Here is a 23,406-nt window from a genome sequence, read left to right on the forward strand (position 1 = left end):
AGGGCGCCCCCTCCAACCAGGAGGAGCCGCCCTTCGTCAAGCGCCACCAAGGACGGTGGACGGACTCAGACCTGCGTCTTGACGACGTCCTTGAGACCGGTGGTCGCCTTCTCCACCACCTTGCTCGTCAGGTCCAGCTGCTGGGTGTACTGATACATGGACGCCTGAAGGGAGAGCAGCTCCGCGTTGGAGAACTGCTTGCCGCTGGCGGCCTGGGAGATGATCTTCTCCAGGTTGCCCTGGCCCTTCTCCAGGTCACCGAGCACCTGCTCCATCATGTCGGTGGCCTTGGCCGTCTTGCCGGTCTCCGTCTTCGCGGCGACGGGCTCGGCCGCCTTCGCGGACACGGGCTGGGCGGCGTTGGCGTTGACCTTGTTCAGGCCCGCCTTCTCCGTCTTGTTGACCGTCTCCACCTGACGGACCATGTCCGTCTTCTGCGTCGCCTGGGCCTTGTTCACGCCCTGCGCGGCGTCCACCTGACCGGCGCCCTGCGCCTTGTCAGCGAGAACTCCGTCGAACTTCGACGCGCCCTGCTTCGTCGTCTGCTGAGCGCCCTGATCCTGCAGCTTTTGCTGCGCCACCTGCGCCGCGGAGATGCCCGCCATCGGACCCGCCATGTGACAGCCTCCTTGCATCCGTCGAGGTCGGAGGAAGTTCCTCCTCCTCGTTCAAGAGTTCCTTGAGCCGGTCGATGGCGCGCGCATGAAGCCGAGACGCCCAACTCTTCGACTGCCCGATTTCCGCCCCCGCCTCTTCCAGCGTCCTGCCCTGGAAGTAGTACCCCTGAAGGAGCTTTCGCTCCTTCTCCGGGAGCTTCTCGATCGCCGCCCGCACCCGCGTCTTCAGCTGCTCCTGCTCCAGCCGGATGTCCACCGGCAGGGACTCGTCGGTGTAGCCCGCGCTGTCCGCACCCTCGAGGCTGGAGGCGAACACCATCGCCAGCCCCTGCACAGCATCCGAGATGTCACTGACATCATCGTCGAATGAGCTGCCGCGGTTGCTTGAGCCCGACTCGCGGTCCGACAAATTCCCCAAATAGGCCGCCGCCCGCTCCCCGACATACGCCGTCCGGGCGTCCGAGCCCCGCAGGACGCCCATCTTCCGAAGACCGTCGAAGATGGCGCCCTTGATGCGGTAGTGGGCGAAGGTGAGGAAGTTGGCGCCCACCTTCGGGTCGAAGCGCTCGGCGGCCTCCAGCAGGCCTATCTGTCCGTACGCCACCAGCTCGTCCAGCTCCAGCTGGGCGTTGAACTGCTTGCGCACGGTCGCCGCGAGGGACCGAACGTAGGGGCCGTACTTCGTGAGGATGGCCTGTCTGTCGTCGCCCAGTGGCAAGCGCTGCTCACTCGGCCTTGGACCACAGCCGCTCGAGAACCTGGTTCAGCCGCGGGTCATCCTGCAGTGCGTCCGCAATCTTCGTGGTGAGGGAGGAGGACTTCATGCGCAGCTTCTCCTTCAGGACCTCGGCGACCAACGCCCGGGTCGCCTCTTCCTTGCTCTTGAAGCCCCCGTTCTTCAGCCCGCGGGCAATCGCCATCGCCTGCGCGGCGACCGGGTCCGCGGCCTGGGGGCCCTGGACGTTGCTGGAGCCTACCAGACCGGAGACTCCGACGAGAGACTCGGCCTTGTCCACCCGGGCGCCGAAAGCCCCACCCGCGGGCGCCGCGGACGACGGCCCCTTCGCGCCACCGGCGCGCCCCTTCCCTCCACCGCGTCCAACGCCACCGACAGCCATGGGTGAACCTCCCCTGCCCCTACTTCTTCGCGGGAGGCAGGACTCCCGCATCCTTCGCCTGGAGGAGCGCCTGCGCAAGACGCGCCCCGTCACCTTCCGGCTCCAGGTCGATGGCCGCCTTGAGCTCCTTGAGCGCCTCCGGCACCTTGCCCAGGAACAGGAGCGCCTCGCCCACATGCGCGCGCGGCAGCGACGCCTGCGGGGCCAGCCGCTGCGCGGAGCGGTAGGCCTGGAGCGCCTTGTCGTGACGGCCCTGCGCGAACTCCACGGCGCCCAGCCCCAGCTGCGGCACCTCGCTCTTGGGCATCAGCGCCGCGGCCCCGGCGAAGATCTCCTTCGCCTTGTCGAACTGTCCCATGTCCAGCCACAGGTAGCCGGCCTCCAGCAACACCATGGCCTGCTGGCGCCCCAGGGGGACCAGGCTGTTCGAGATCTCCGAGACGCTCTCCGCCATGGACTTCGCTCTTCCTTTCCGCGCGCGGCCAGGAGGGAAGCGGCGCCGCTCCCCTCCCCGCCGTGCTTCGGCCCGACCCAGGCCCTACGGGCCTAGCGGACGTTGCTGATGGAGTTCTTGATGCAATCGTGCCGCGACTTCATCACGTTGGAAATCGCCGTGAACGTCTGCGACTCCTGCTGGATGGCCGCCTGCAGGTTGAGCAGCTTGGAGTTCTCCGCCGCCATCTGGTTCAGGGAGAAGTTGCCGCCCACGGTGTCCGACGTGCTGGTGCCCAGCGCGCCCGTGCCCGGACCGGCCACGCCGCCGCCGATGCCACCGGCCACGCCGCTGATGCCCACCGCCGCGCCGCCCACGGAGGCGCCGCCGACGACACCGCCGCCGCCCGCGCCCACCGCGGTGCTCATCACACCGGCGTAGGGGCCAGCGCCCGAGCCGCTCGTGTTGGACAGCGTGTGCACGGAGGAGACCGCCGCGGAGACGATCTGCCCGCCAGGAATCATGCCGGCCACCGCGCCGACGCCCGTGCCCACCGCGCCCGCCGCGCTGTTCAGCCCGTTGTGGAGCCGAGCGCCGAAGCCCGTCTCAGGGGTCTGGCGCGCCGTCGTGACGTGGGTGGAGAGCCGGATGCTGGGGCCCTGCATGCTGTTGATGTTCGCCATTTCATCCTCCAGGCGCTGCGAGAAGAAGAAGACAGAGCTCCCGGATGATCCAGTGCTCTTTCTCCCATTATCGTCCCGGCGCTCCGCCAGTTGCCTGCCCGGAGCCAAAAACCGTGACGAACGGGTAAAAGCCCGTCATTTCCGACCCTTGGCCCCCTTGGCCTCGGCGATCAGCCGCTCGCGGGTGTCCACCAGCAGCTCCAGCAGCTGCTCGGCGTGGTCCAGCGCGACCTGGGCCTTCTTGCCCACCTCCACCTTGGGGCCCTTGAGGCCGGCCAGGCCCTCCTTCACCGGGGCGAACAGCGCCCGGACGTCCTCCGCGGGGGTCGCCTCGAGCAGCGACTCGATTGCGGGGTACGACGGCGCCGGCAGCTCCTGCGGCGGGGGGGCGGACGACGGCTTGGCGGACGGGGGCATCGCGGAGGGGGTCTCCTGTCGGGCCCACGGCACCAGGGCCGCGGGACGCTTGCTGGCTGGACGGTAGGGGAAAAGCGGCCCCTGCTTCAAGCCGCCTCCCATCCTGCCCCGTGGGATTGGCTGGCCCCAGGCCCACCGGCAGGGGAGGAACCGGGCACGCGCCAGCCTTGCCCCCCCAGCCCTGTCCCCTTCCACATCCGCACCTAGCTTTTGGAACAGCGGGGGATGACGCACCACACAACGCCCCCCGTCGCACTCACACAGGAGACTCTCCCATGAAGAAGCTGATCGGGATTTTCGCGGCGCTGGCGCTGGTCGGTTCCGGAACGGCCCTGGCGGGCGACGACAAGAACAAGCCCCAGACGGACACCTCGGCGCAGGGCGGCTCGGGCACCTCAGGTAGCACCAGCATGCCCCAGGACAGCACGATGCAGCCCGGCAGCCCCGTGGGCGGCTCGGGCTCCACCATGGGCTCCAGCGCCATGGGCCAGAAGGAGCTGAGCGGCAAGGTGGTGAAGACCGAGAGCAGCAAGGTCTTCGTGCAGGACGCGCAGGGCGCGGTGGTGCCGCTCGACATCGACAAGAGCACCATGTTCACCGACCCGACCCTGAAGAAGGCCAAGGACCTCAAGGAGGGCCAGGAGATCCGCGCCAGCTTCGAGGTGAAGGAGACCAAGAACATGGCCAAGAGCATCTCGCTGTCGGGCACCGGCGGCGCGGGCACGGACGTCATGACGCCGGACTCCTCCATCAACCAGGGCACGCCGCCGCAGGACAACGGCACCCTGGACCCCGGCGGCACCCTGGATGAGCCCGGCACCGGCGGCTCCGGCATGGACTCCAGCAAGAACCGGGACATGGGTGGCGACACCAGCGGTGACAAGAGCACCAGCCCCGACACGTACTAGCGCCCCGGGCACACGCCCGCATGACGCCCTCTTCCCAGAGGGAATCCCAGGCCCACGGCCCCACCTGGCCGTGGGCCTTCGCTTCACCCGCCCCACCTGACGCCTCGGGGCGGTCCATTCACTTCATTCAGTATTGACTGAATGGCCTGAACGAACTAGATGCCGGGCGCCACCCTGGGCCCCGGCGGAAGCGCGTCGCGCGCGGCCCCCACGCGGGTGGGACGGAGGCCGTGCATGAAGGAGCTGGGCGTCGCGGAGCAGCGCTTCATCGAATCGATGGGGCTGTACTTCGAGCGACAGGGCGGCACGCGCATCGGCGGGCGCATCCACGCGCTGCTGATGCTGACGGACGAACCTTTGTCGCTGCAGCAGCTCGCGCGCGTGCTCAAGGTGAGCGCGGCCTCCGTGTCCACCAACATCCGCGCCAGCATGGCGATTGGTCTGGTGGAGCCCGTCAGCGTGCCGGGAGACCGGCAGCACTACTACGTCGTCAACAGCAATGGCTGGGAGAGCCGGCTTCGCACCGCCGAGGACAGCGTCAAGGCGTTCGTCCGCGTGTGCCAGGAGGCCCTCTCCGTGCCGCAGCTCGCGAACAAGCACCACCTGCGCGAGGCGGCGGACTTCTGTGACTTCTACCTGGCCGAGATGGCCGGTATCGCCGAGCGGTGGCGAGCCTCGCGCGCCGCCCGCCCCACACCCCGCACTTCCAAGGCCTCGAAAGGACGCACCGCATGAATGGCGCTGTCGCGCAGTCTCCCATCGTCTCCATCACCCAGGTGACCAAGGACTACACCCTGGGCAAGGTGGTGGTCCCCGCGTTGAGGGGCGTGGACCTGCAGGTGCACCCCGGGGAGTTCATCTCCATCGCCGGCCCGTCCGGCAGCGGCAAGACGACGCTGCTCAACCTCATCGGCTGCGTGGACACCGCGACCTCGGGCGTGGTGAGCGTCGCGGGTCAGGACACCAAGCAGTTGAGTGAGCGTCAGCTCACGCACCTGCGCCTGCACACCATCGGCTTCATCTTCCAGTCGTTCAACCTGGTGTCGGTGCTCAGCGTCTTCCAGAACGTGGAGTTCCCGCTGCTCCTGCAGCGCAAGCTGGACAAGAACCAGCGCAAGGAGCGGGTGATGCAGCTGCTCGAGCAGGTGGGCCTCGCCGACCATGCGAAGCACCGCCCCAACGAGCTGTCCGGCGGCCAGCGTCAGCGCGTGGCGGTGGCGCGCGCGCTCGTCACCCGGCCGCAGCTGGTGCTCGCCGACGAGCCCACGGCGAACCTGGACTCGGTGACGGGCCAGCACATCATCGACCTGATGAAGGAGCTCAACCAGAAGGAGGGCACCACCTTCATCTTCTCCACGCACGACGCCAAGGTGATGAACCACGCGAACGCGGTGGTGCGCCTGGCGGACGGGAAGATTCTCGACCGGCTCACCCCCGCCGAGGCGAAGCGGGCCATGGCCGCGGGCGCGGAGGGTCACTGACATGGGGCAGCTCCGGTTGCTGTTGCAGGTGGCGTTGCGCAACCTGTTCACCAGCAAGATCAACATCCTCATCGGCGGCATCATCTTCTTCGGCACCCTGCTGGTGGTCGTGGGCGGCGCGCTGCTCGACAGCATGGACAGCGCGATGAGCCGCAGCATCATCGGCAGCGTCGCGGGCCACATCCAGGTCTACTCGGATGACTCCAAGGACGAGCTGAGCCTGTACGGCGGCATGAGCGGCGAGCCGGACCTGGCGGTGGTGGACGACTTCAGCCGCATCAAGCCCGTGCTGGAGAAGCACCCCAACGTGAAGACGGTGGTGCCCATGGGCACCAGCGGCGCGCTCATCACCTCCGGCAACACGGTGGACCTGACGCTCGCGCGGCTGCGCGACCTGTACAAGAAGCGCCAGACGGAGGGTGAGTCCCCTGCCCTTCGCGAGAACATCGACAGCGTGAAGGGCCACGTGCGGCAGATGGTGGCGCTGATGGAGGAGCAGCGGGCCAAGAGCCGCGAGCTGCTCACCGAGGCCGCCCAGGACCCCGTGGAGGTGGAGGCGCTGGCGCGCGCCCGCACCGACGCGTTCTGGAGCGCCTTCGAGGAGGACCCGTTCGGCTCGCTCGAGTTCCTGGAGAACCGCATCGCCCCGCAGCTGCCGGACGGCGACCTGCTGGACTTCCGCTACGTGGGAACGGACCTGGACGCGTTCCAGAAGTCGTTCGACCGCATGGAGGTCGTGGACGGACAGGCGGTGCCCGCGGGCAAGCGCGGCATGCTGATGTCCAAGTTCTATTACGAGAACTTCCTCAAGCTGAAGTCCGCGCTGCGCCTGGACAACATCAAGCAGGAGCGGGACGTCAACCAGAAGCGCATCGACACCGACCCGACCCTGCAGCGCTGGGTGAAGGAGAACCAGACCCAGACGCGGGAAATCCTCTTCCAGCTGGACCCGGTGAAGACGCGCCAGGCGGTGGAGCGGCTGCAGAAGGTGCTCGGCAGCCAGGAGCCGTCGCTGGAGAAGCTCCTGTCGGAGTTCTTCACCACCACCGACGACAACTTCGACACGCGCTACCAGCAGTTCTACGCGGAGCTGGCGCCGCTGCTGGATTTGTACCGGCTGCGCATGGGGGACTCGCTCACCATCACCGCCTTCACGCGCACCGGCTACGTGCAGAGCATCAACGTGAAGGTCTACGGCACCTACCAGTTCAAGGGCCTGGAGAAGTCCTTCATGGCGGGCGCCATCAACCTGATGGACCTGATGACCTTCCGCGACCTCTACGGCTACCTGAGCCCGGAGCGCAAGGCGGAGATCACCGAGCTGCAGAAGGGCAGCGGCCTGAAGGAGCTGGACCGGGGCAGCGCGGAGGAGGCGCTCTTCGGCGAGGACAGCGGCAACACGCTGGTGGCGGACGCCACGCCCGGGCTCATCGAGGAGTCCAAGGTGTTCGAGGGCGGGCTGGGCGCGCTGGCCCGAGAGGACCTGGTGGCGCGCGTCTACTCGCAGCAGGAGATCGAACAGGGCGAGGCGCTCAGCGCGGCGGTCATCCTGAAGGACCCGGAGCAGCTGGACCGGACGATGGAGGAGCTGCGCGAGTCGACCCAGGCCGCGGGGCTCAAGCTGCGCGTGGTGTCCTGGCAGCAGGCCGCGGGCATCATCGGCCAGTTCGTGCTGATGGCGAAGCTGGTGCTGTACTTCGCGGTGTTCATCATCTTCGTGGTGGCGCTGGTCATCATCAACAACGCGATGATGATGGCGACGCTGCAGCGGGTGCGCGAGGTGGGGACGATGCGGGCCATCGGCGCGCAGCGCTCCTTCGTCTTGAGCATGGTGCTCATCGAGACGGTGCTGCTCGGGGCGGTGTTCGGCCTGGGCGGGGCGCTGGTGGGCAGCGGCATCATGAGCGCGCTGGGCAGCGCGGGCATCCCCGCCGGCAACGAGGCGCTGTACTTCTTCTTCTCCGGTCCCCGCCTCTACCCGACGTTGAGCGCCGGCAACCTCGTCGCGGCGTTCGTCATCGTCCTGTTGGTCTCCGCCATCTCCACCCTCTACCCCGCGTTCCTCGCGACGCGCGTCTCGCCCCTCCAGGCGATGCAGACGGACGAGTGACCCATGTTCCAGCTCTTCCTCATCGCATTCCGAAACCTCGGCACCCACCGGCGGCGCACGCTGCTGCTCGGCGGGGCCATCGCGGGTGTCACCGCGCTGCTCGTCATCCTCATGGGCCTGTCCACGGGCATGAAGGAGACGCTGCTGCGCTCGGCCACCATCCTGTCCACCGGCCACGTCAACGTGGGCGGCTTCTACAAGGTCACCGCCGGCCAGGCCGCGCCCGTGGTGACGTCCTACCCGAAGGTCATGGAGCTGGTCCGGAAGGAGATTCCGGAGCTCGACTACGCCGTCCAGCGCGGGCGCGGCTGGGCGAAGATCGTCAGCGAGAAGAGTTCCATGCAGGTGGGCATCGGCGGCGTCGACGTGAAGAACGAGCCAGGCCTCCACAAGGTCCTCCAGATTCGCGAGGGCTCGCTCGACGGGCTGTCGGAGTCCGGCACGGCGCTGCTGTTCGAGAAGCAGGCCAAGCGGCTGGAGGTGAAGGTGGGCGACACCATCACCATCTCCGCGCCCACCATGCGCGGCACCAACAACACGGTGGACGTGCGCGTGGCGGCCATCGCCGGTGACATGGGCATGATGAGCGACTTCAACATCTACGTCGAAGCCTCCACCCTGCGCTCGCTCTACCAACTGCGCGAGGACACCACCGGCGCGCTCTACCTGTACCTGAAGGACGTCTCGCAGGTGCCGCAGGTCCAGGCGCGGCTGCGCGAGGTGCTGGCCAAGGCCGGCTTCACCGTGATGGACAACGACCCGCGCGCGTTCTGGTTCAAGTTCGACGTCGTCAACCGCGAGGCGTGGACGGGCCAGAAGCTGGACATCACCAACTGGGAGGACGAGCTGTCCTTCATCACCTGGACGCTCACGGCGCTCAACGGGCTGACGGGCGTGCTCATCTTCGTGCTGCTGGTCATCATCGGCGTGGGCATCATGAACACGCTGTGGATCGCCATCCGCGAGCGCACCCGCGAGATTGGCACGCTGCGCGCGATTGGCATGCAGAGGACGCGCGTGGTGGCGATGTTCCTCTTCGAGGCGATGACGCTCGGGGCGCTGGGCACGCTGGTGGGGGCGCTGCTGGGCCTGGCGGTGTGCCTGGGCGTGACGGCCGCGAACGTGAGCGTCCCCGAGGTGGTGGCGATGTTCATCATGTCCGAGCGGCTGAACCTGGTGGTGGACGCGGGCGCGGTGGTGGGCGCCATGGTGTTCATCACGACCTGCACCACGCTCATCTCGTTGATTCCCTCCTTCCTCGCCGCGCGGCTCAAGCCGGTGACGGCGATGCACCACATCGGGTGATTTCCATGAGCCTCAAGAGCCTGCTGTCCGCCGCGGTCGTCACCGCGGCCCTGCTGTCCGCGCCCGTGGCCCTGGCCCTGGAGCCGGCCGTCATGACGCAGATGCTGGCGACCATCGATGATCGCCAGCGCAATGGTGGCGACTACAAGGCGCTCATCTATCTGGAGCAGAAGGAGAAGGACAAGACGGACAACGTGCGCGAGGCGTTCGTGTACCGACGCGACGCGGACGACAAGCTGATGATCCTCTTCAGCAAGCCCAAGACGGAGGCCGGCAAGGGCTACCTCCGCATGGACAAGAACCTCTGGAGCTACGACCCCAACGTGGGCAAGTGGGAGCGTCGCACGGAGCGCGAACGCATCGCCGGCACCGACAGCCGCCGCGCCGACTTCGACGAGTCCCGCCTGGCCGAGGAGTTCGACCCGACGTACGAGGGCGAGGCCAAGCTGGGCAAGTACACCGCGCACAAGCTGTCGCTCAAGGTGAAGCCCAACGTCGACGTGGCCTACCCCGTCGTGAAGCTGTGGGTGGACAAGGACTCCACCAACATCCTCAAGCGCGAGGAGTACGCGCTGTCCGGCCGGCTGATGCGCACCGCGCTCTACCCGCGCTGGAAGAAGATCTTCAGCGAGTCCAAGGGCGCCGACGTCTGGTTCCCCGAGGAGATCCGCATCTACGACGAGGTGGAGAAGGCCAACTCCACCATCATCCTCATCAAGTCGGTGGACCTGCGCTCGCTGGAGGCCAACCTCTTCACCAAGGCCTGGCTCGAGAGCAAGAGCCGATGAGCCCCCGCGCCCTCACCCTGGCCACGGCGCTGTCCGTGGCCCTCGTTGCTCCCGCCGCGCTGGGCCAGTCGGCGCAGCGGGACGACGATGCCTTGTTCGGCGGAGGGGACGACCCGCCCGCGCGAGCGGACCCGTCCTCGACGCCTCCCTCGGAGGCTCCGTCATCGGAGCGTCCGAGCGAGGATGCCCTGTTCGGCGGGGACTCGGAGCCCTCGGCGGACGCGGATGCCAGCAACACGGGCGACGCGACGGAGCGACAGCGGCCGCTGACGGAGGCGCCGCCGGAGCCTGGAGACCGGGACTCACGCTCGCTTTCGGGGCCGGCGACGCGCAGCGCGTTCGACTCCGAGGAGGCGGTGGATGATCCGCTGAAGATTGGCGGACAGTTCTACCTGCGCGGCTTCGCGGCCGCGACGCAGGGCACGTCCTTCGGCGACACGGCGTTCTCCGCGCCCACGCTGGTGGACGGGTACTTCGACGCGCGGCCCATGGACCGCCTGCGCGGCTTCGTGGTGGGCCGGTTGAGCTACGACCCCACCGTGTCCACGCAGTCGGGGACCGCGGGCGCCCTGGCGAATCCTCGCGTCCTCCTGGACCAGGCCTGGCTGCGCTTCGACATCGAGCGGACGGTGTTCCTCACCGTCGGCAAGCAGCACGTGAAGTGGGGCACGGGGCAGATCTGGAACCCCACCGACTTCCTGTCCCCGCAGCGGCGCAACCCGCTGGCCTTCGTCGACCTGCGCACCGGTGTGTCGATGCTGAAGGTCCATGTCCCCTGGGAGGCTCGGGGCTGGAACTTCTATGCGCTCGCGGTGATGGATGACCTGGGCACCGATACGGGCGTGCTCACGGACAACACCGGCGGCGTGCCTCGCGCGGGGGTGTCCGAGCCCGTCAACAGCCTGAGCCGCATCGGTGGCGCGCTGCGCGCCGAGGTGGTGCTGGGGCCCGCGGAGGTGGGCTTGAGCACGGTGGCCCAGCGGGGGCGCAAGCCCCGCTTCGGACTGGATGTGTCCTCCGCGCTGGGGCCCATCGATGTGTATGGCGAGGTGGCGCTGAAGAAGAGCACGGAGCAGCCGCTGTACCGCGTTCCTCCGGGGACCACGGCGGAGGATGTGCTCGCCAATCCCGACATCGTCGAGGCCTACTTCCCCTCGGGTCTCACGCCCCAGGTGACGACTGGCGCGAACTACAGCTTCGCGTACGGTGAGAACGACATCGCCGTGTTGGGCGTGGAGTACTTCTACAACTCGACGGGCTACACGAGCTCGTTCGGCTATCCGTTCCTGCTCTTCAAGCAGGCCTTCCAGCCGCTGTACACGGGGCGCCACTACGGCTCCGCGTACCTCTTCCTGGACCGCCCCGGCTCGCTCGAGCGGACGTCGTTCAACCTGTTCACGTTGAGCAACCTCTCGGACAAGTCGTACATCAGCCGGCTCAACGTCACCCACCGCGCGCTGAGCTATCTGACGGTGGAGGCGTACGGCGCGGTCCACTACGGCCACAAGGGTGGCGAGTTCCGCTTCGGCGGGTTCACGCTTCCTGGTGCGCCGGCGGGCGAAGGCGAGCCGCCCAATCCGCCGATCACCATCAACTACCCCACCTTCGAGCTGGGCGCGGGCCTGCGCATCAGCATCTGAGGCGGTGGTCAGCGGAGGGATTCGAGGGGCCGTGTTCCCGAGTGGGGACACGGCCCTTCGACTTCTCCCAGCGGGCGGCGGGGTGGTCGCACGTCGGGCATGCGAGCGAGGGGAAAGCGGGCCGCCGAGGTGCCGGAGAATTCGAGCAGTGAACACTCTGGCGACATGAACCTGTGGATCGCCCTCGCCGCGGGGTTGAGCGTCGCTCAGGGACAGAGCCAGACGCCCTACCCCTCTCCCATGGACCCGAACGTCCGCGACCCGGCCGCGGAGGCCCTGCGCGACGCGAACGAGCAGGCCGCCGAGGAGGCGGATGGCGCGTGGCTCCCCCCGAACTACGTCATCCAGCAGCCCACCGCGGACGGGACGACGCCGTACAGCGGCTATGTGGTGACGCCCGCCCTCCCCGATGGGACGGCACCGGCGACGCCGAGCGAGATCGCCGTCGACGAGACCTATCAGACCTATGTGCCCATCCCCGCGCAGGTGCAGGAGGGCACGGGCGGGAGCGGTACGGAGCAGACGGAGAGCGCCGGTTCGACCGTGTCCGATACGGACCTGGGCGTCGGCGGTTCGGGTGATGTGGGCGATGAAGGGGGCGATGCTCGGGTGAATCAACCCGGAGGCTCGAATACGTCCGCGCTCTCACAGCCCGCCCCCGCTCCGCTGGGCGGACAGGATGTGACTGGCGCCTCGGGGAACGACGGCGCCGAGGCTCCGCAAGGCTCGGATGTGAGTGGACAGGTCGACGGTACGGGTGGCTCGGGTACGACCCCGCAGACCTCCGTTCCGAACGACTCGAGTGGCGTCGGGACTGGCACGACGACTCAGCCCTCGACGCAATCGGGCACGGGCGGCTCGGGCGCGCAGCCCGAGCCTCAAGACTCGCTGGGCGGCTTCGGTCCCACCGAGGCCGAGCAAGGCGGTGGCCAGGGCACCACGGGCACGTCGCCCGTCTCCCCGAACGGCACCGGTGGCTCGGGCTCGAACACCGTGCCTCAATCCACCGACACGCAGGGCACCTCCGTGCCGCAGAACAACAACGCCCCCTCCGGACAACAGCAGACCTCCGCGACCTCGAATCCCCCCGCTTCGAACGACACGGAGGTCGCGCAACTGCGCGCCCGACTCGACGAGCTCGAGGAAGAGCTCCGGGCTCGCGACGACCAGATTGAACAGAACGCCGTCGCCACCCAGCAGCAGGTCGACACGTTCGGCGAGCGCGCCGTCGAGACCGAGCAATCACGCCAGCAGCGGCTCTCCGCGCTCCAGAGCGCCGGCGAATGGATGATGGCCGCCGACGCCGCCATCCAGCAGGGCGCGGATGACGTCGACGATGCCCTGGACATCGCCGACAGCGCCTTCGCGGAGATTCGCCAGAGCGCCGCTGCGTTCGGTCAGGGCAACGTCATCGTCCATGCGGACCGTGCCCGAGCGCTGCTCAACCTCGCTCGTGACGCGGCGGGACGCAGCGACGGATACGCCGCGCGGCTCGCGCTCCAGGAGGCCGGCATCGAGCTCAACCTCGCACGCGGCGCCAGCCTCGGCAGGAGCGGAACGGGCAACTCGCTGCTGTCGCCCTAGACTCCGACCCAGCACCACGACCGCGTGAGGCGCCTCCAGCATGAGGCGCCTCACCGGAAGTCACGCCAGACTCAGGGCGCCGGCGTCTCGCGGAAGATGAGCAGCCCCCGCGACGACTCCGTCGTGTAGATGTACCCGTCACCCGGGACCGCGATGGCGTTGAGCCCCTCGAAGAACGACAGGCCGCGGCCCGCGTCCGTCTCGCGGTAGGTGTTGAAGTACGCCACCTGCCGAGGGGCGCTGGGGTTGCTCACGTCCGCCACGCGCAGACCGTCCTGGTAGTGCGCGACGTAGAGCTTCGTCCCCGACAGCGCCATCGCGCGCACGGAGACCTCCGGCCGGACCCGGAACTCGCCCACCTGGAGCGTGCTCGCCGGATTGGACACGTCCAGCACGCTGACGAACGCCCCCCAGTCCTCGCCACCCGAGAACACCAACGGACGCTCATTCACCGAGCCCACCGCCAACGAACGGGACGCGCTACCTCCGAAGCGCCCCAACAGCTTCGGCGCCGAGGGCGTCGTGATGTCCGACACCGTGACGCCGAACGTCCAGTTGCTCACGTAGAGCCGGTTCCCCACTGACACCACGTCGAAAGGCACCTCCCCGCTCAAAGGCTCGGCGCCCTCGATGAAGTAGCGCTTCAGCAGCTTCGGTTGCAGCGGCGTCGTCACGTCGAAGATCAACACCTCTCCATTCGGCGCGGGCGACGCGGCGAACAGCAGGTTGCCGTTCAACGCCAACGCCCCGACCTCCACCGACGGGTCCGTCAACGAGCGCAGCAGCACGGGCTTCTCCGGGTCCGCCACGTCGTAGATGACCAGACCGCTCTTCTGGCTGGCCACGTACGCCAGCGTGCCGTGCACGACCAGGTCATTGTAGACATCACTCGACGGCTTGCCCGAGTAGAGCTTCCGCGTCTCCGACGGGACGCTCACGTCGTAGATGGCGAGGCCATCCTTGCCGAGCGCGAGGTAGGCACGTCCGCCCACCACGGTCAGCTCCTTGGCGACCACGAGCTCTCCGGCGGAGGGGTCCTGGAGGGCGACCTCGCGCACCAACTCCACCCCTGAGCCCTCGACCTCGTCCGCCTTGCGCTGCAGGCGCGCCGCCTCGAACGTGCCCTGCAGGTCCAGCTCTCCGTCCACGCAACGACGGAAGGTGCCCTTCATGCGGCTGGGCGAGCTCGCCTCGCAGCCGGCGAAGGCGTAGCGCACCGTGCGCTCGAACGGGTCGACCACGTCCGCGGCCAGGTAGTACGAGTCCTCCGTGTGCTGCTGCTCCGTCACGGTGAAGCCCAGCACCTTCGCGCCGTCCGCACCCGACAGACGCAGCGCGCCCGCCGAACCCGAGCCATCGTTCAGTTCGACATTGACGTTCCACACGCCCGCGGGTTGCAGGGCCGCGAGGCTTGAACGCTGACAGGACGACAGGTTGATGGCGGCAAGGTGACACTCCGCCTTGTTCTTGGAGTCCCCGTCCTTGCCGCAACCCAGGGCAAGGACCAGCGTGCTGCTCAGTACGAAGAGGCGTCTCATGACCCGTATGCATACCGGGCCATGCCACACAACGAAAGCCCCTCCCTCACTCTCCCCAAGGGATGCGGGACGCCCACCGTCGGGCAAGTAAACGGAAAGAAATAAACGAGGCCCTTGTATAGGCTCACTCCTGAGAGCGAGCCTCCCAGGAAGCCCTGTCTCGCCAGTACCCCACCCATGAGGTGTTCGTGAACCCCCGTCTCCTCGCTGCCGCCGCGCTGGCCCTGCTCCTGCCGGAGCTGGCGCTGGCCCAGGTCTTCGTCGTGCCTCGCCGCCCGGGCAAGACGCCGGTGAACAGCTACGAGTTCGAGTGGCGGCACGTCGACATCCTCGTCGGCCCCCAGGCCACGGGCGAAGAGGCCAGGCCTCCGGACAGGACGGCGCATGACCAGCCCCCCGGCGTCCAGGGTGGCGCCAACCCGGACGCCCCCACCGCCAACGCGGAGGCCGGAGACACGAAATCCCCGCCCTCCGGCGCGGCCGCGCCCACCGAGCCGTCCACCACGCTGTCGCCCAGCCCCACACCCGAGCTCGTCCAGACCGAGGATGCCGGCACCCCGCCCCCTCCGGGCGCTGTCGCCTCCAACGAGGACGGCGGCACGCCCCTGAGCACCGCCGCGCTCGGCGCCCCCGACGGAGGCATCGCGCTGGGCGACCCCGACGGAGGCCCCGCGCTGGGCGCGCCCGCGTTGGGAGGCCCCGCGCTGGGCGGCTCACCGGATGGAGGCTTCAACTACACCTACGCCAGGTCGCTGGGGGCGAAGGCCGGCGGGGTGCGCTTCTACTTCTACGAGCGTGAGCGCATCGTCGCCGAGCGCGCCGCGCCGCTCATCGAGGAGGCCTACCGCTACTTGGTGGACACGTTCCAGTACGTCCCCACGGAGACCTTCCCGTACATCCTCTACAGCAGCTACCAGGAGTTCCTGCAGACCAACCTCTTCCCGCTGTCCGAGGGCACCCTGGGTGTCACCAGCACCGAGGGTGACCTGAAGCTCACCCTGCCGTACCTGGGTGACCACCGGCTCTTCGAGGAGGTCAGCACGCACGAGCTCGCGCACCAGTTCACCATCCAGAAGGTGCGCACCGTGACGGAGCAGGCCAAGGTGTTCGGCGAGCCGCTCCAGGCCATCCCCCTGTGGTTCATCGAAGGCCTCGCGGAGTTCTACGCCAAGCGGGGCATGGACCCCGAGGCGGAGATGCTGGTCCGGGACCTGCTCGTGAACCCGGACCTCTACAAGGGCTACGCGTTCCTCGACTTCTTCTCCCCCGGGCCCTACGGCTACCTGTGGATCTACAAGGTCGGCCAGGTGCGCGTGGCCTTCCTCGAGGAGGAGTACGGCAAGGGCTTCATCCAGCGCGTGCTGGAGGAGTCGCCCCGGCTGGTGGGCGGCGCCAAGGACACGCCGTCGCTGAAGTTCGAGGAGCTGCTGGAGCGGCTGACGGGCGATGACCCGAAGCGGCTGTCGGCGCGGTTCGAGAACTGGCTGAAGCGGCGCGCGTACAAGACGTACCTGGGCTCGGAGCAGTCCGCGCCCGCGTTGGACCTGCTCGACAAGGCGCCCGGCTACATCACCGCGTTCACCAGCTCCCCGGACGGCTCGGTGCTGGCCATGCGCACCATCGTCCCGGAGACGGGCGAGAGCCGGCTGTACATGATGGACCCGCGCGCGCCGGACAAGAACGTGCGGGTGGCCAGCGACGGCATGCCGGGCGTGGAGTCGCTGCACCCCATCTCCGGCCGCAACTTCGCGCTGTCGAAGGACAAGCTGGCGTTCGTCGCGGAAATCACCGGGCGCGACGTCATCTACGTGCAGGACTACAAGCACACCGTGGAGAAGCGCTCCCAGGACGTGCTGGTGCGCCGCAACCCCATCCGCACCGGCATCGACCGGGAGGTGGGCACGTCGGTGAACCTGGAGCTGGGGGACCGCAAGACGTACCGCATCGACAAGCACGGGCTGCTCGCCGCGTATTCGCCGGCCATCTCCCCGGACGGCCGCTGGGTGGCCTTCATCGGCATCCAGGACGAGGGCCTGCGCGACGTGTACGTCATCGACCTGAACGCCAGCCCCGACGCCAAGCCGCTGCGGCTCACCGACGACGTGTTCTCCGAGCGCCAGGTGACGTGGGGCCCCGCGGGCATCGTCTTCACGTCGGATGCGACGTCTCACCGCAAGTTCAACCTCTTCCGCGTGAAGGTGGACGCGCCCCGCCAGGTGGAGCGGCTGACGAGCGAGGACCGCGACCACGCGGACCCGGTGGCGCTGGCGGACGGGCGCGTGTTCTTCACCGCCTTCAACAACAGCAGCTCCGACCTGCACGAGCTGATGGCGGACGGCCGCATCGTGCGGCGCACGGACCTGACCACGGGCGTGTTCGAGCCGGGTCCCGGCCCCGAGGGCAGCCTGTGGATGCTCTTCCACGTCTCCGGTGAGCGCAAGCCCGCGGTGCTCCGGCCGCCGCGCATGCTCGCGCTCGACGTGCCGCCCGAGCCGCCGCCCGAGCCGCCCAACCCGCTCGCGGTGCGCCCGCTCACGGACGCCACGCCCTACCGGCCCTTCGCCCGACAGAACCTGGAGTTCGGCCCCATCTTCGGCTTCGCGGGCGCGGGCGGCGGCGGCTTCGTCGGTCAGCTCTTCGCCGCGGCGAGCGACCGCATGCGCGACCACCAGTTCATCCTGACGCTGGCGGTGTACGGCAGCTTCGACCTCACCGACGGCTACATGCTCTACATCAACGACGAGCGCCGCACGACGTGGGGCGGCGGCCTCTTCCAGTCGCTGCGCTTCCGCGTGGACCAGACGTTCGACGACCTGCCCGTCTTCTTCACGTCGGCGGAGCGCTACTTCGGCGCGCTCGGCAGCCTGCGCTACCCGCTGAGCACCTTCCTGTTCATCCAGGGTGACCTGAGCGTGGGTGGCACCAAGTACTTCCTCGACGACGACACGGAGTTCCGCCTCTTCTTCCCGGACCGCAACGAGGCCAACCGGGAGCTCTTGTCGCTGTGGAACCAGAAGAACGGCTCCATCCGCTTCCAGACGGAGCTGAGCGGGCAGATCGGCTACGACAGCCTGAAGTACCACTACGCCACGGGCCCGCTGTCGGGCAGCTCCGCGCTGCTCGAGACGACGGTGGGTGTGCAGCCGTTCAACTCCGAGGCCTACGGCAACGTGCGCGTCGACGCCGAGCGCTACTTCCCCATCTACGGCCGCACGCACCTGTTCCTGCGCGGCGGCGCGGGCACCACGCTGGGCGGACGCTACGCGCGCTCCTACTTCCTGTCCTCGTTCGACACCCTGCGCGGCGTGAACTTCGGCGACGAGCGGTGGCTCTTGGGCCGCAACTTCGTCTACTCCACGCTGGAGCTGCAGCTGCCGCTCAACGACATCATCCGGGTGGCCTTCCTCAACGACCTGGAGGCGGTGGCTGGCGTCGACGTGGGCGGCGTGGGCAACAGCTCACGGGACCTGTGGGACCACCGCGTGCTGAACGCCGCCATCGGCTTCAACGTGTCGCTGGGGCCGCTGCTGATGCGCCTGCACTTCGCCCGGCCGCTCGACATCAACGCGGCCGCGGGCAAGCCGGACTCGGGCTGGGTGACGAACTTCTCGCTGGGCATCGCCGGCCTCAACGGCTTCTTCGACACGGCCGACACGGGCGCCAAGAACGGCGCGCCGCAGCCGTCCTCGCCCGCGCTGATGCCGGCGCTGGGTGGCGGCTACACCTCGCCCCGGCACTGAGAATCATCCAGGCCCCCGCTCGCGTGCTTTCGTGAGCGGGGGCAGGACAGGTCAGGACTGCGCGGCCACCAGCGCCGCGTTGGCGCGGGCCATGGGGCCGCCGTCATTGGGGATGCGCTCGAAGTCACCGCGCAGCGCCTTGATGGCGAACTTCTCCAGATCGATCTCCCGGCGCGTGCGGATGCCCAGCGCGCGCAAGGGAGCGGACAGGGGACCGAAGCCCAGGACCCCATGCTGGAGGAGCACGCCGGCGGCCACCGCGCTGAGCCACCGCCAGCCGCCGCCGTCCCGCCTGCCCAGCAGGAGGCCCAGCGCGCCGGCCACGGCGGTGCCCACCATGACGGCGCGGTTGAGGTCCCACTCGCGCTCCAGCGTCTGGAGGTAGCGGCTCATCTCCGGGCGGTCGGCGTGGGTCGCCATGTGCCGCACGCACGCCTCCACGTGCTCGTCGATACGACGGTTCACCATCAGCGGCGTGTGGCTGCGGGCGGAATCAGACGACTGGTTCCAGGTCTCCATCGCGTCTCCCTGTCGCGGCGCTCCCCTCTTCTCGATGAAGCTAGGGGCGCCACGGCGCGTCGGGAACAGCGACGGGTGGGAAGAGAAGTGGCTTCCCTGACTGCCTGCCTGCCCCGCCAGAGGGCCCGCTTCCGGGGGGGCCGCTCCCGCTCCGCCCCAGGAGACGACACGCGGCGCGACGGGTCCTCAGCCCTCCAGGGTGGGGCGATTGACCGGACCAGGATGGGAAATCCCTTTCATCGACTTCCCACCCCATGGCCCCAAGGCGCAGTGGATTCGTCCACTACCGGGCAGCGCACCTTGGCCTCCATGAGGCACGCGCCTTGCTCAACCCCGGTCGATGACTCGCTCACGACTCTTGCTCTGTCTTCCATTGATGTGGATGTGGGCTTGTGGTTCCGAGGCCCCGTCTCCGCCGACGCAGGCGCCACCCGTCATCGAGGACCCGACGCCGTCGAATCCGACGCCCGTGGACCCGACGCCGAATCCGACGCCCGAGGACCCGGGGCCGGTGGACCCGCCGCCTCCTCCTCCACCACCGCCACCTCCGACGCCCGAGGCCCAGCGGCCCTACGTCATGCCGAAGCTGCAGACGAGCGTGCCCGAGTACGAGCTCATCATCCCTCCGGAGGCGATGAAGAAGTTCGCCGAGGACGTGTGGACGCCCGAGCAGGACGCCGTCTTCAAGGCCAAGGGGATGACGTACCCGGTGAAGGTGCGGCTGCGCGGCGCGTCCGCGCGGTTCTTCGACAAGAAGAGCTGGAACGTGAGCTTCGCGGACGGCACCCGCTTCGAGGGCCGCACATCGCTCAACCTGGTGGCCGAGTTCGCCGACGCGTCCCTGCTGGCGGAGAAGATGGCCTTCGACCTGCTGGAGGCGATGCGCGTGCCCGCGTCCAAGGCGACGTACGTGCTCCTGACGGTCAACGGCAAGAACGAGGGCGTGTTCCTGGAGATAGAGCAGGTGAACAAGGCCTTCCTCAAGGCCCACGCCTTCGCGGATGACGACGCGACCATCTACCGATGCGGGTGGAAGGACTGCGAGATGAAGACGTGGAAGGTGCCCTACCAGGGCAACTGGACGAAGAAGACGAACGAGCGGCAGCCCGACGACGCGCTCGTCGCGATGCTGGACGTCATCAACCACTCGCCGGAGCCCGAGTTCGCCGAGAGGCTGGGCAAGCATCTCCAGCTGGAGCACTACCTGCGCTCCATGGTGATGGACGCGCTGATGTCCAACAACTTCGTCGAGGACTCGGAGAGCTACTTCATCTACGACCGGGCCGTGGCGAAGTGGTCCTATGTGCCGTGGGACCTCAACAACGTGGACGCGCGCTGGTGGTACCTGAACCCGGTGCCCGACATGGCCACGAGCACCAACAGCATGCGCCACCCGCTGTTCAACTTCACGCTGTCCGACGCGTGGACGGAGAAGATGTACCTGCAGCGCAAGAATGAGTCGCAGTCCTACCCGGGCTACCTGCCCGTGTTCTCCAACCTGGCCACGCGCGTGCTGATGAACCCGGAGCTGCGCGGGCGGCTGGACGAGCGGCTGGAGAAGGCGCTGGACGAGCTGTTCAAGCCCGAGGTGCTCAACCCGTACATCGACGCGGTGCACGCGCTCATCGACTCGCACATGCGGACGGCCCCGTACATCGACTACGCGCGCTTCCACGCCAGCCGCGACTACATGAAACGCTACGTCCGGGAGCGCCGGGCCTTCGTGGAGAAGGACTGGGCGCGGCTCAAGGCGCAGCGCTCGACGCTGGTGTTCGACGCGTTCGACCCGGTGGAGGGCTGGGTGGACGTGGCCAACCACGGCACCACGGCCGTGTCGCTCCAGGGCATGGTGCTGACCACCAACCTGCGGGTGAGCCTGGCGCAGAGCGACCATGCGCCCACGCAGGTGCGCGCGCCCATGGGCGCGGTGCTCCCGGCGCTCACCGTGGCCCCGGGCGCGAAGGTGCGGCTGAAGGCGTCCGAGCTGGGCATCCAGCTGCCCCCCAAGGGCGAGCTGGGCCTGTTCGACGGCAAGTCCGTGGTGGGCGTGAAGGACTTCCTCTTCTACGGCGCGCTGCCCTCGGGCCAGCAGTACCAGCGCGGCGAGGCGGGCTGGGAGGCCCGCTGAGAGCAGCGCCCTCGCGGCCGGGGCCTACCGCCGCTCGCGGACGACGAGCGTGCGGCGGGCGGTGAGGCCCCGGTCATCGGTGACGAGGATTTCGTGCGAGCCCACCGACGGCGTCCACCAGACCCGCTCGTCCGCGCGCGCCGAGCCGAGCAGCGCGCCGTCCACGAACCAGGTGAGCGCGCGCTCGTGCGAGGCCTCCGCCTCCAGCGGCACCTCCTGCTGGTTGGCGGGCACGCCCGGAATCAGCAGCGCGACGTGGCCGGGGGCCGGTGAGACGATGGAGGGCGCCGCCCGGGCGCCGCCGGGCTCACACCCCGGAGCGGGCGCGGGGGGCTCGGGCAGCCGGCGGTGCTGCTCCTCCAGCCAGCGGCGAATCGTCGCCGGCCACGTGACGAAGACACGCGACTCCGTCTTGCGCCCCGTGCTGCACGTGGGGCCCACGGACAGGCCCGTGGCCACGTCCACCTCCACGCGCTGGTGATACGGACACACCGCGGTGGGCACGGCCGAGCGGCGCGCGTGGACGTGCTTGCGCTGGGTGCACGCCTCCGTCGGCAGGTGCCCCGAGTACGCGCAGACCTCCACCCGCATCAGGTCCTCCGGCACCACCGTGTCGTCCTCGGGCAGCGAGCGGCCCCGGGGCCCCACGCCCTCGAGGATGTCGAACAGCACCGGGCCCGCCGCGTCCGCGCCCACCAGGTGCACGCTCGGCGCGTGGTTGAAGTTGCCCAGCCACACGACGGCGGTGTGCCGGGGGCCGGAGCCCGCGGCCCACGCGTCGCGGTGGCCGAAGCTCGTGCCCGTCTTCCAGTGCACCCGCGCGGGCAGGCCCGTCAGCCGCCGCCGCTCCGGGAAGTCCGGCCGGTCCCTCAGCGCCAGCGCCTTGCGCGTCAGCCACGCGGCGCCAGGGGACATGACCTCCACCGGAGCCTCCGGCGGCTGGCCCTCTTCCAGGAGACGCAGCGGACGGGCGCGGCCATCACCCGCGATGGCCACGTAGAGCCCGGCGACCTCCAGGGGCGTCAGCTCGATGCCGCCCACGGCCGCGGACAGGCCATAGTGGCCCGGGTCCGGCACCAGGCTGGTGACACCCGAGGTCCTCAGCGCCGACAGGAAGCGCTCCACGCCCACGCGCTCGAGCAGCCGCACGAAGGGCATGTTGAGGGACTGGGACAGCGCGTACTCCAGGCGCACGAGCCCCAGGAAGCGGCCGTCGAAGTTGCGCGGCGCATAGCCGCCGTACGTCGTGGGGATGTCCGCCACGAGCTGCTCGGGGCCGGTGAGGCCCTGGTCGATGCCCATGGCGTACAGCAGCGGCTTGAGCGCCGAGCCCGGCGAGCGCGGCGTGGCGAAGCCGACAATCTGCCCGCCGTGCTCCGCGTCGAAGAAGTCGAAGTTGCCCACCAGCGCGAGCACCGCGCCCTGCTCCCGCTCCACCACCACCGCCGTGCCGTTGTGGATGCCCTTGGCCTTCAGCTCCCGGGCCGCGTCGCGCATCACCCGCTCCACCAGGCGCTGCGTGCCCCCATCCAGCGTGGTGGACAGCCGCGTCTGGCCGGGGCGCTGGGCCCTGAGCCACACGGCCACGTGGGGTGCCTCGCGCGGGAAGGCCTTGAGCCCGCCCGGCACGTCCGAGGCGCGCACGTCGGCGAGCACCTGCTCGGCGGGCACCCTCGCCTCCTCCGGTCCACGCGGAAGGGCCTCCGCCTCCAGCAGCCTGCGGGCCACGTCGTCGCGCGCCGCGCGCAGCCGCTCGCGGTTCTCCGGCGTGGGGAAGCGGCGGTTGGGGTTCTGCGGCACCGCCAGCAGCGTGGCGATTTCGGCCGGGCTCAGGTGCGCCGCGGTGTGGCCGAAGTACGCCAGGGCCGCGGCCTCCACGCCCTCCACGTTGCGCCCGTAGGGGACGAACTGGAGATAGGCCGCGAGCACCTCCTGCTTCGTCAGGCGCAGCTCCAGCTGCACCGCTCGCAGGGACTCCACGAGCTTCGAGGTGAAGGTGCGCGGCCGGGGCTCCAGCATGCGCACCAGCTGCATCGTCAGCGTGGAGGCCCCCGACACCCGGCGCCCCCGCGCCACGTTGAGCGCGGCGGCGCGCGCCACGGCGAGCGGGTCCACGCCGGGGTGTGAGGAGAAGCGCTTGTCCTCCAGCGCGAACAACGCCCGGAGGTAGGCCGGGTCGATGCGCTCGACGGGCGCGGCGATGCGCCAGCGCTCGTCGGGCGCGAGGAAGACGTGGGCCGGGGTGCCGTCGCGGTACTCCATCACCACCGAGGGTGGTGCGGAGAGCCGCGACGGCAGCGGCACGGACCACGCCGCCGCCACTCCCACCGCCGCGAGGAGCAAGAGCCCCGCGGCGGTCCAGAGGAGCTTCTTCAGGAGTGGACGGACGCGGCGCAT

At 69.1% G+C, this 23,406-nt stretch carries 19 protein-coding genes; 10 read left to right on the forward strand and 9 right to left on the reverse strand.

Annotation, left to right across the window (positions count from 1 at the left end; all coding sequences use genetic code 11):
* Positions 1 to 65: 65 nt before the first annotated feature.
* The 6 genes from VZQ01_RS04145 to VZQ01_RS04170 all read right to left on the reverse strand — a co-directional run bounded on the left by VZQ01_RS04145 (position 66) and on the right by VZQ01_RS04170 (position 3,268).
* Entirely contained in the window at positions 66 to 617 is a 552-nt protein-coding gene (locus tag VZQ01_RS04145) for an EscF/YscF/HrpA family type III secretion system needle major subunit (RefSeq protein ID WP_223746590.1), read from the reverse strand.
* The gene (locus VZQ01_RS04150; protein WP_223746589.1) at positions 499 to 1,335 is read right to left on the reverse strand and encodes a sigma-70 family RNA polymerase sigma factor; all 837 of its coding nucleotides are present in this window, start codon (positions 1,333 to 1,335) and stop codon (positions 499 to 501) included. Before VZQ01_RS04150 ends, VZQ01_RS04145 begins: the two co-directional genes overlap by 119 nt.
* 7 nt (positions 1,336 to 1,342) lie before the next feature.
* Complete coding sequence (locus VZQ01_RS04155) at positions 1,343 to 1,735, reverse strand: hypothetical protein (protein WP_223746588.1); 393 nt, start codon at positions 1,733 to 1,735, stop codon at positions 1,343 to 1,345.
* A 19-nt stretch (positions 1,736 to 1,754) separates the two neighbouring features.
* Positions 1,755 to 2,189, reverse strand: coding sequence for a tetratricopeptide repeat protein (locus VZQ01_RS04160; RefSeq protein ID WP_046712699.1), 435 nt, complete (start codon positions 2,187 to 2,189; stop codon positions 1,755 to 1,757).
* Between the two features lie 92 nt (positions 2,190 to 2,281).
* Complete coding sequence (locus tag VZQ01_RS04165; RefSeq protein ID WP_223746587.1) at positions 2,282 to 2,851, reverse strand: hypothetical protein; 570 nt, start codon at positions 2,849 to 2,851, stop codon at positions 2,282 to 2,284.
* A gap of 135 nt (positions 2,852 to 2,986) precedes the next feature.
* Positions 2,987 to 3,268: a hypothetical protein gene (locus tag VZQ01_RS04170; protein WP_426746942.1), complete on the reverse strand. Its 282-nt coding sequence runs from the start codon at positions 3,266 to 3,268 to the stop codon at positions 2,987 to 2,989.
* A 275-nt stretch (positions 3,269 to 3,543) separates the two neighbouring features.
* Here VZQ01_RS04170 and VZQ01_RS04175 point away from each other — a divergent pair, with 275 nt between their 5' ends.
* The 8 genes from VZQ01_RS04175 to VZQ01_RS04210 all read left to right on the forward strand — a co-directional run bounded on the left by VZQ01_RS04175 (position 3,544) and on the right by VZQ01_RS04210 (position 13,084).
* Positions 3,544 to 4,176 carry a S1 domain-containing protein gene (locus tag VZQ01_RS04175; RefSeq protein WP_223746586.1) on the forward strand — a complete coding sequence of 211 codons (633 nt, stop codon included), beginning with the start codon at positions 3,544 to 3,546 and terminating at the stop codon, positions 4,174 to 4,176.
* Between the two features lie 234 nt (positions 4,177 to 4,410).
* Positions 4,411 to 4,911 (forward strand): GbsR/MarR family transcriptional regulator, encoded by a 501-nt coding sequence (locus VZQ01_RS04180; RefSeq protein ID WP_223746585.1) that lies wholly within the window; start codon positions 4,411 to 4,413, stop codon positions 4,909 to 4,911.
* The gene (locus tag VZQ01_RS04185; RefSeq protein WP_223783105.1) at positions 4,908 to 5,657 is read left to right on the forward strand and encodes an ABC transporter ATP-binding protein; all 750 of its coding nucleotides are present in this window, start codon (positions 4,908 to 4,910) and stop codon (positions 5,655 to 5,657) included. The genes VZQ01_RS04180 and VZQ01_RS04185 overlap by 4 nt, the downstream gene beginning before the upstream one ends.
* A 1-nt stretch (position 5,658) precedes the next feature.
* Positions 5,659 to 7,767: an ABC transporter permease gene (locus tag VZQ01_RS04190; protein ID WP_223746584.1), complete on the forward strand. Its 2,109-nt coding sequence runs from the start codon at positions 5,659 to 5,661 to the stop codon at positions 7,765 to 7,767.
* A 3-nt stretch (positions 7,768 to 7,770) separates the two neighbouring features.
* Positions 7,771 to 9,072, forward strand: coding sequence for an ABC transporter permease (locus VZQ01_RS04195; RefSeq protein WP_223746583.1), 1,302 nt, complete (start codon positions 7,771 to 7,773; stop codon positions 9,070 to 9,072).
* A gap of 5 nt (positions 9,073 to 9,077) precedes the next feature.
* The gene (locus VZQ01_RS04200) at positions 9,078 to 9,860 is read left to right on the forward strand and encodes an outer membrane lipoprotein-sorting protein (protein WP_141330679.1); all 783 of its coding nucleotides are present in this window, start codon (positions 9,078 to 9,080) and stop codon (positions 9,858 to 9,860) included.
* Positions 9,857 to 11,500, forward strand: coding sequence for a hypothetical protein (locus VZQ01_RS04205; protein WP_223746582.1), 1,644 nt, complete (start codon positions 9,857 to 9,859; stop codon positions 11,498 to 11,500). The genes VZQ01_RS04200 and VZQ01_RS04205 overlap by 4 nt, the downstream gene beginning before the upstream one ends.
* Positions 11,501 to 11,665: 165 nt before the next feature.
* Complete coding sequence (locus tag VZQ01_RS04210; RefSeq protein WP_426746943.1) at positions 11,666 to 13,084, forward strand: hypothetical protein; 1,419 nt, start codon at positions 11,666 to 11,668, stop codon at positions 13,082 to 13,084.
* A 71-nt stretch (positions 13,085 to 13,155) separates the two neighbouring features.
* On the opposite strand, the gene VZQ01_RS04215 is transcribed toward VZQ01_RS04210, so the two are convergent.
* Complete coding sequence (locus VZQ01_RS04215; protein ID WP_248541385.1) at positions 13,156 to 14,622, reverse strand: LVIVD repeat-containing protein; 1,467 nt, start codon at positions 14,620 to 14,622, stop codon at positions 13,156 to 13,158.
* A gap of 188 nt (positions 14,623 to 14,810) precedes the next feature.
* On the opposite strand from VZQ01_RS04215, the gene VZQ01_RS04220 reads away from it, so the two are divergent.
* Entirely contained in the window at positions 14,811 to 18,362 is a 3,552-nt protein-coding gene (locus tag VZQ01_RS04220; RefSeq protein ID WP_426746945.1) for a TolB family protein, read from the forward strand.
* A 51-nt stretch (positions 18,363 to 18,413) separates the two neighbouring features.
* Here VZQ01_RS04220 and VZQ01_RS04225 read toward each other — a convergent pair whose 3' ends face one another.
* Entirely contained in the window at positions 18,414 to 18,881 is a 468-nt protein-coding gene (locus VZQ01_RS04225; RefSeq protein ID WP_223746578.1) for a YgaP family membrane protein, read from the reverse strand.
* Between the two features lie 340 nt (positions 18,882 to 19,221).
* Between VZQ01_RS04225 and VZQ01_RS04230 the strand changes: the two genes are divergently transcribed.
* Complete coding sequence (locus VZQ01_RS04230; RefSeq protein ID WP_426746946.1) at positions 19,222 to 21,009, forward strand: CotH kinase family protein; 1,788 nt, start codon at positions 19,222 to 19,224, stop codon at positions 21,007 to 21,009.
* Positions 21,010 to 21,033: 24 nt separating this feature from the next.
* Here the strand turns inward: VZQ01_RS04230 and pbpC are convergent, their stop codons facing one another.
* On the reverse strand, positions 21,034 to 23,406 hold the full coding sequence (gene pbpC, locus VZQ01_RS04235; RefSeq protein ID WP_426746947.1) for a penicillin-binding protein 1C: 2,373 nt from the start codon (positions 23,404 to 23,406) through the stop codon (positions 21,034 to 21,036).

Source organism: Myxococcus faecalis (assembly GCF_050039385.1).
Classification (GTDB): domain Bacteria; phylum Myxococcota; class Myxococcia; order Myxococcales; family Myxococcaceae; genus Myxococcus; species Myxococcus fulvus.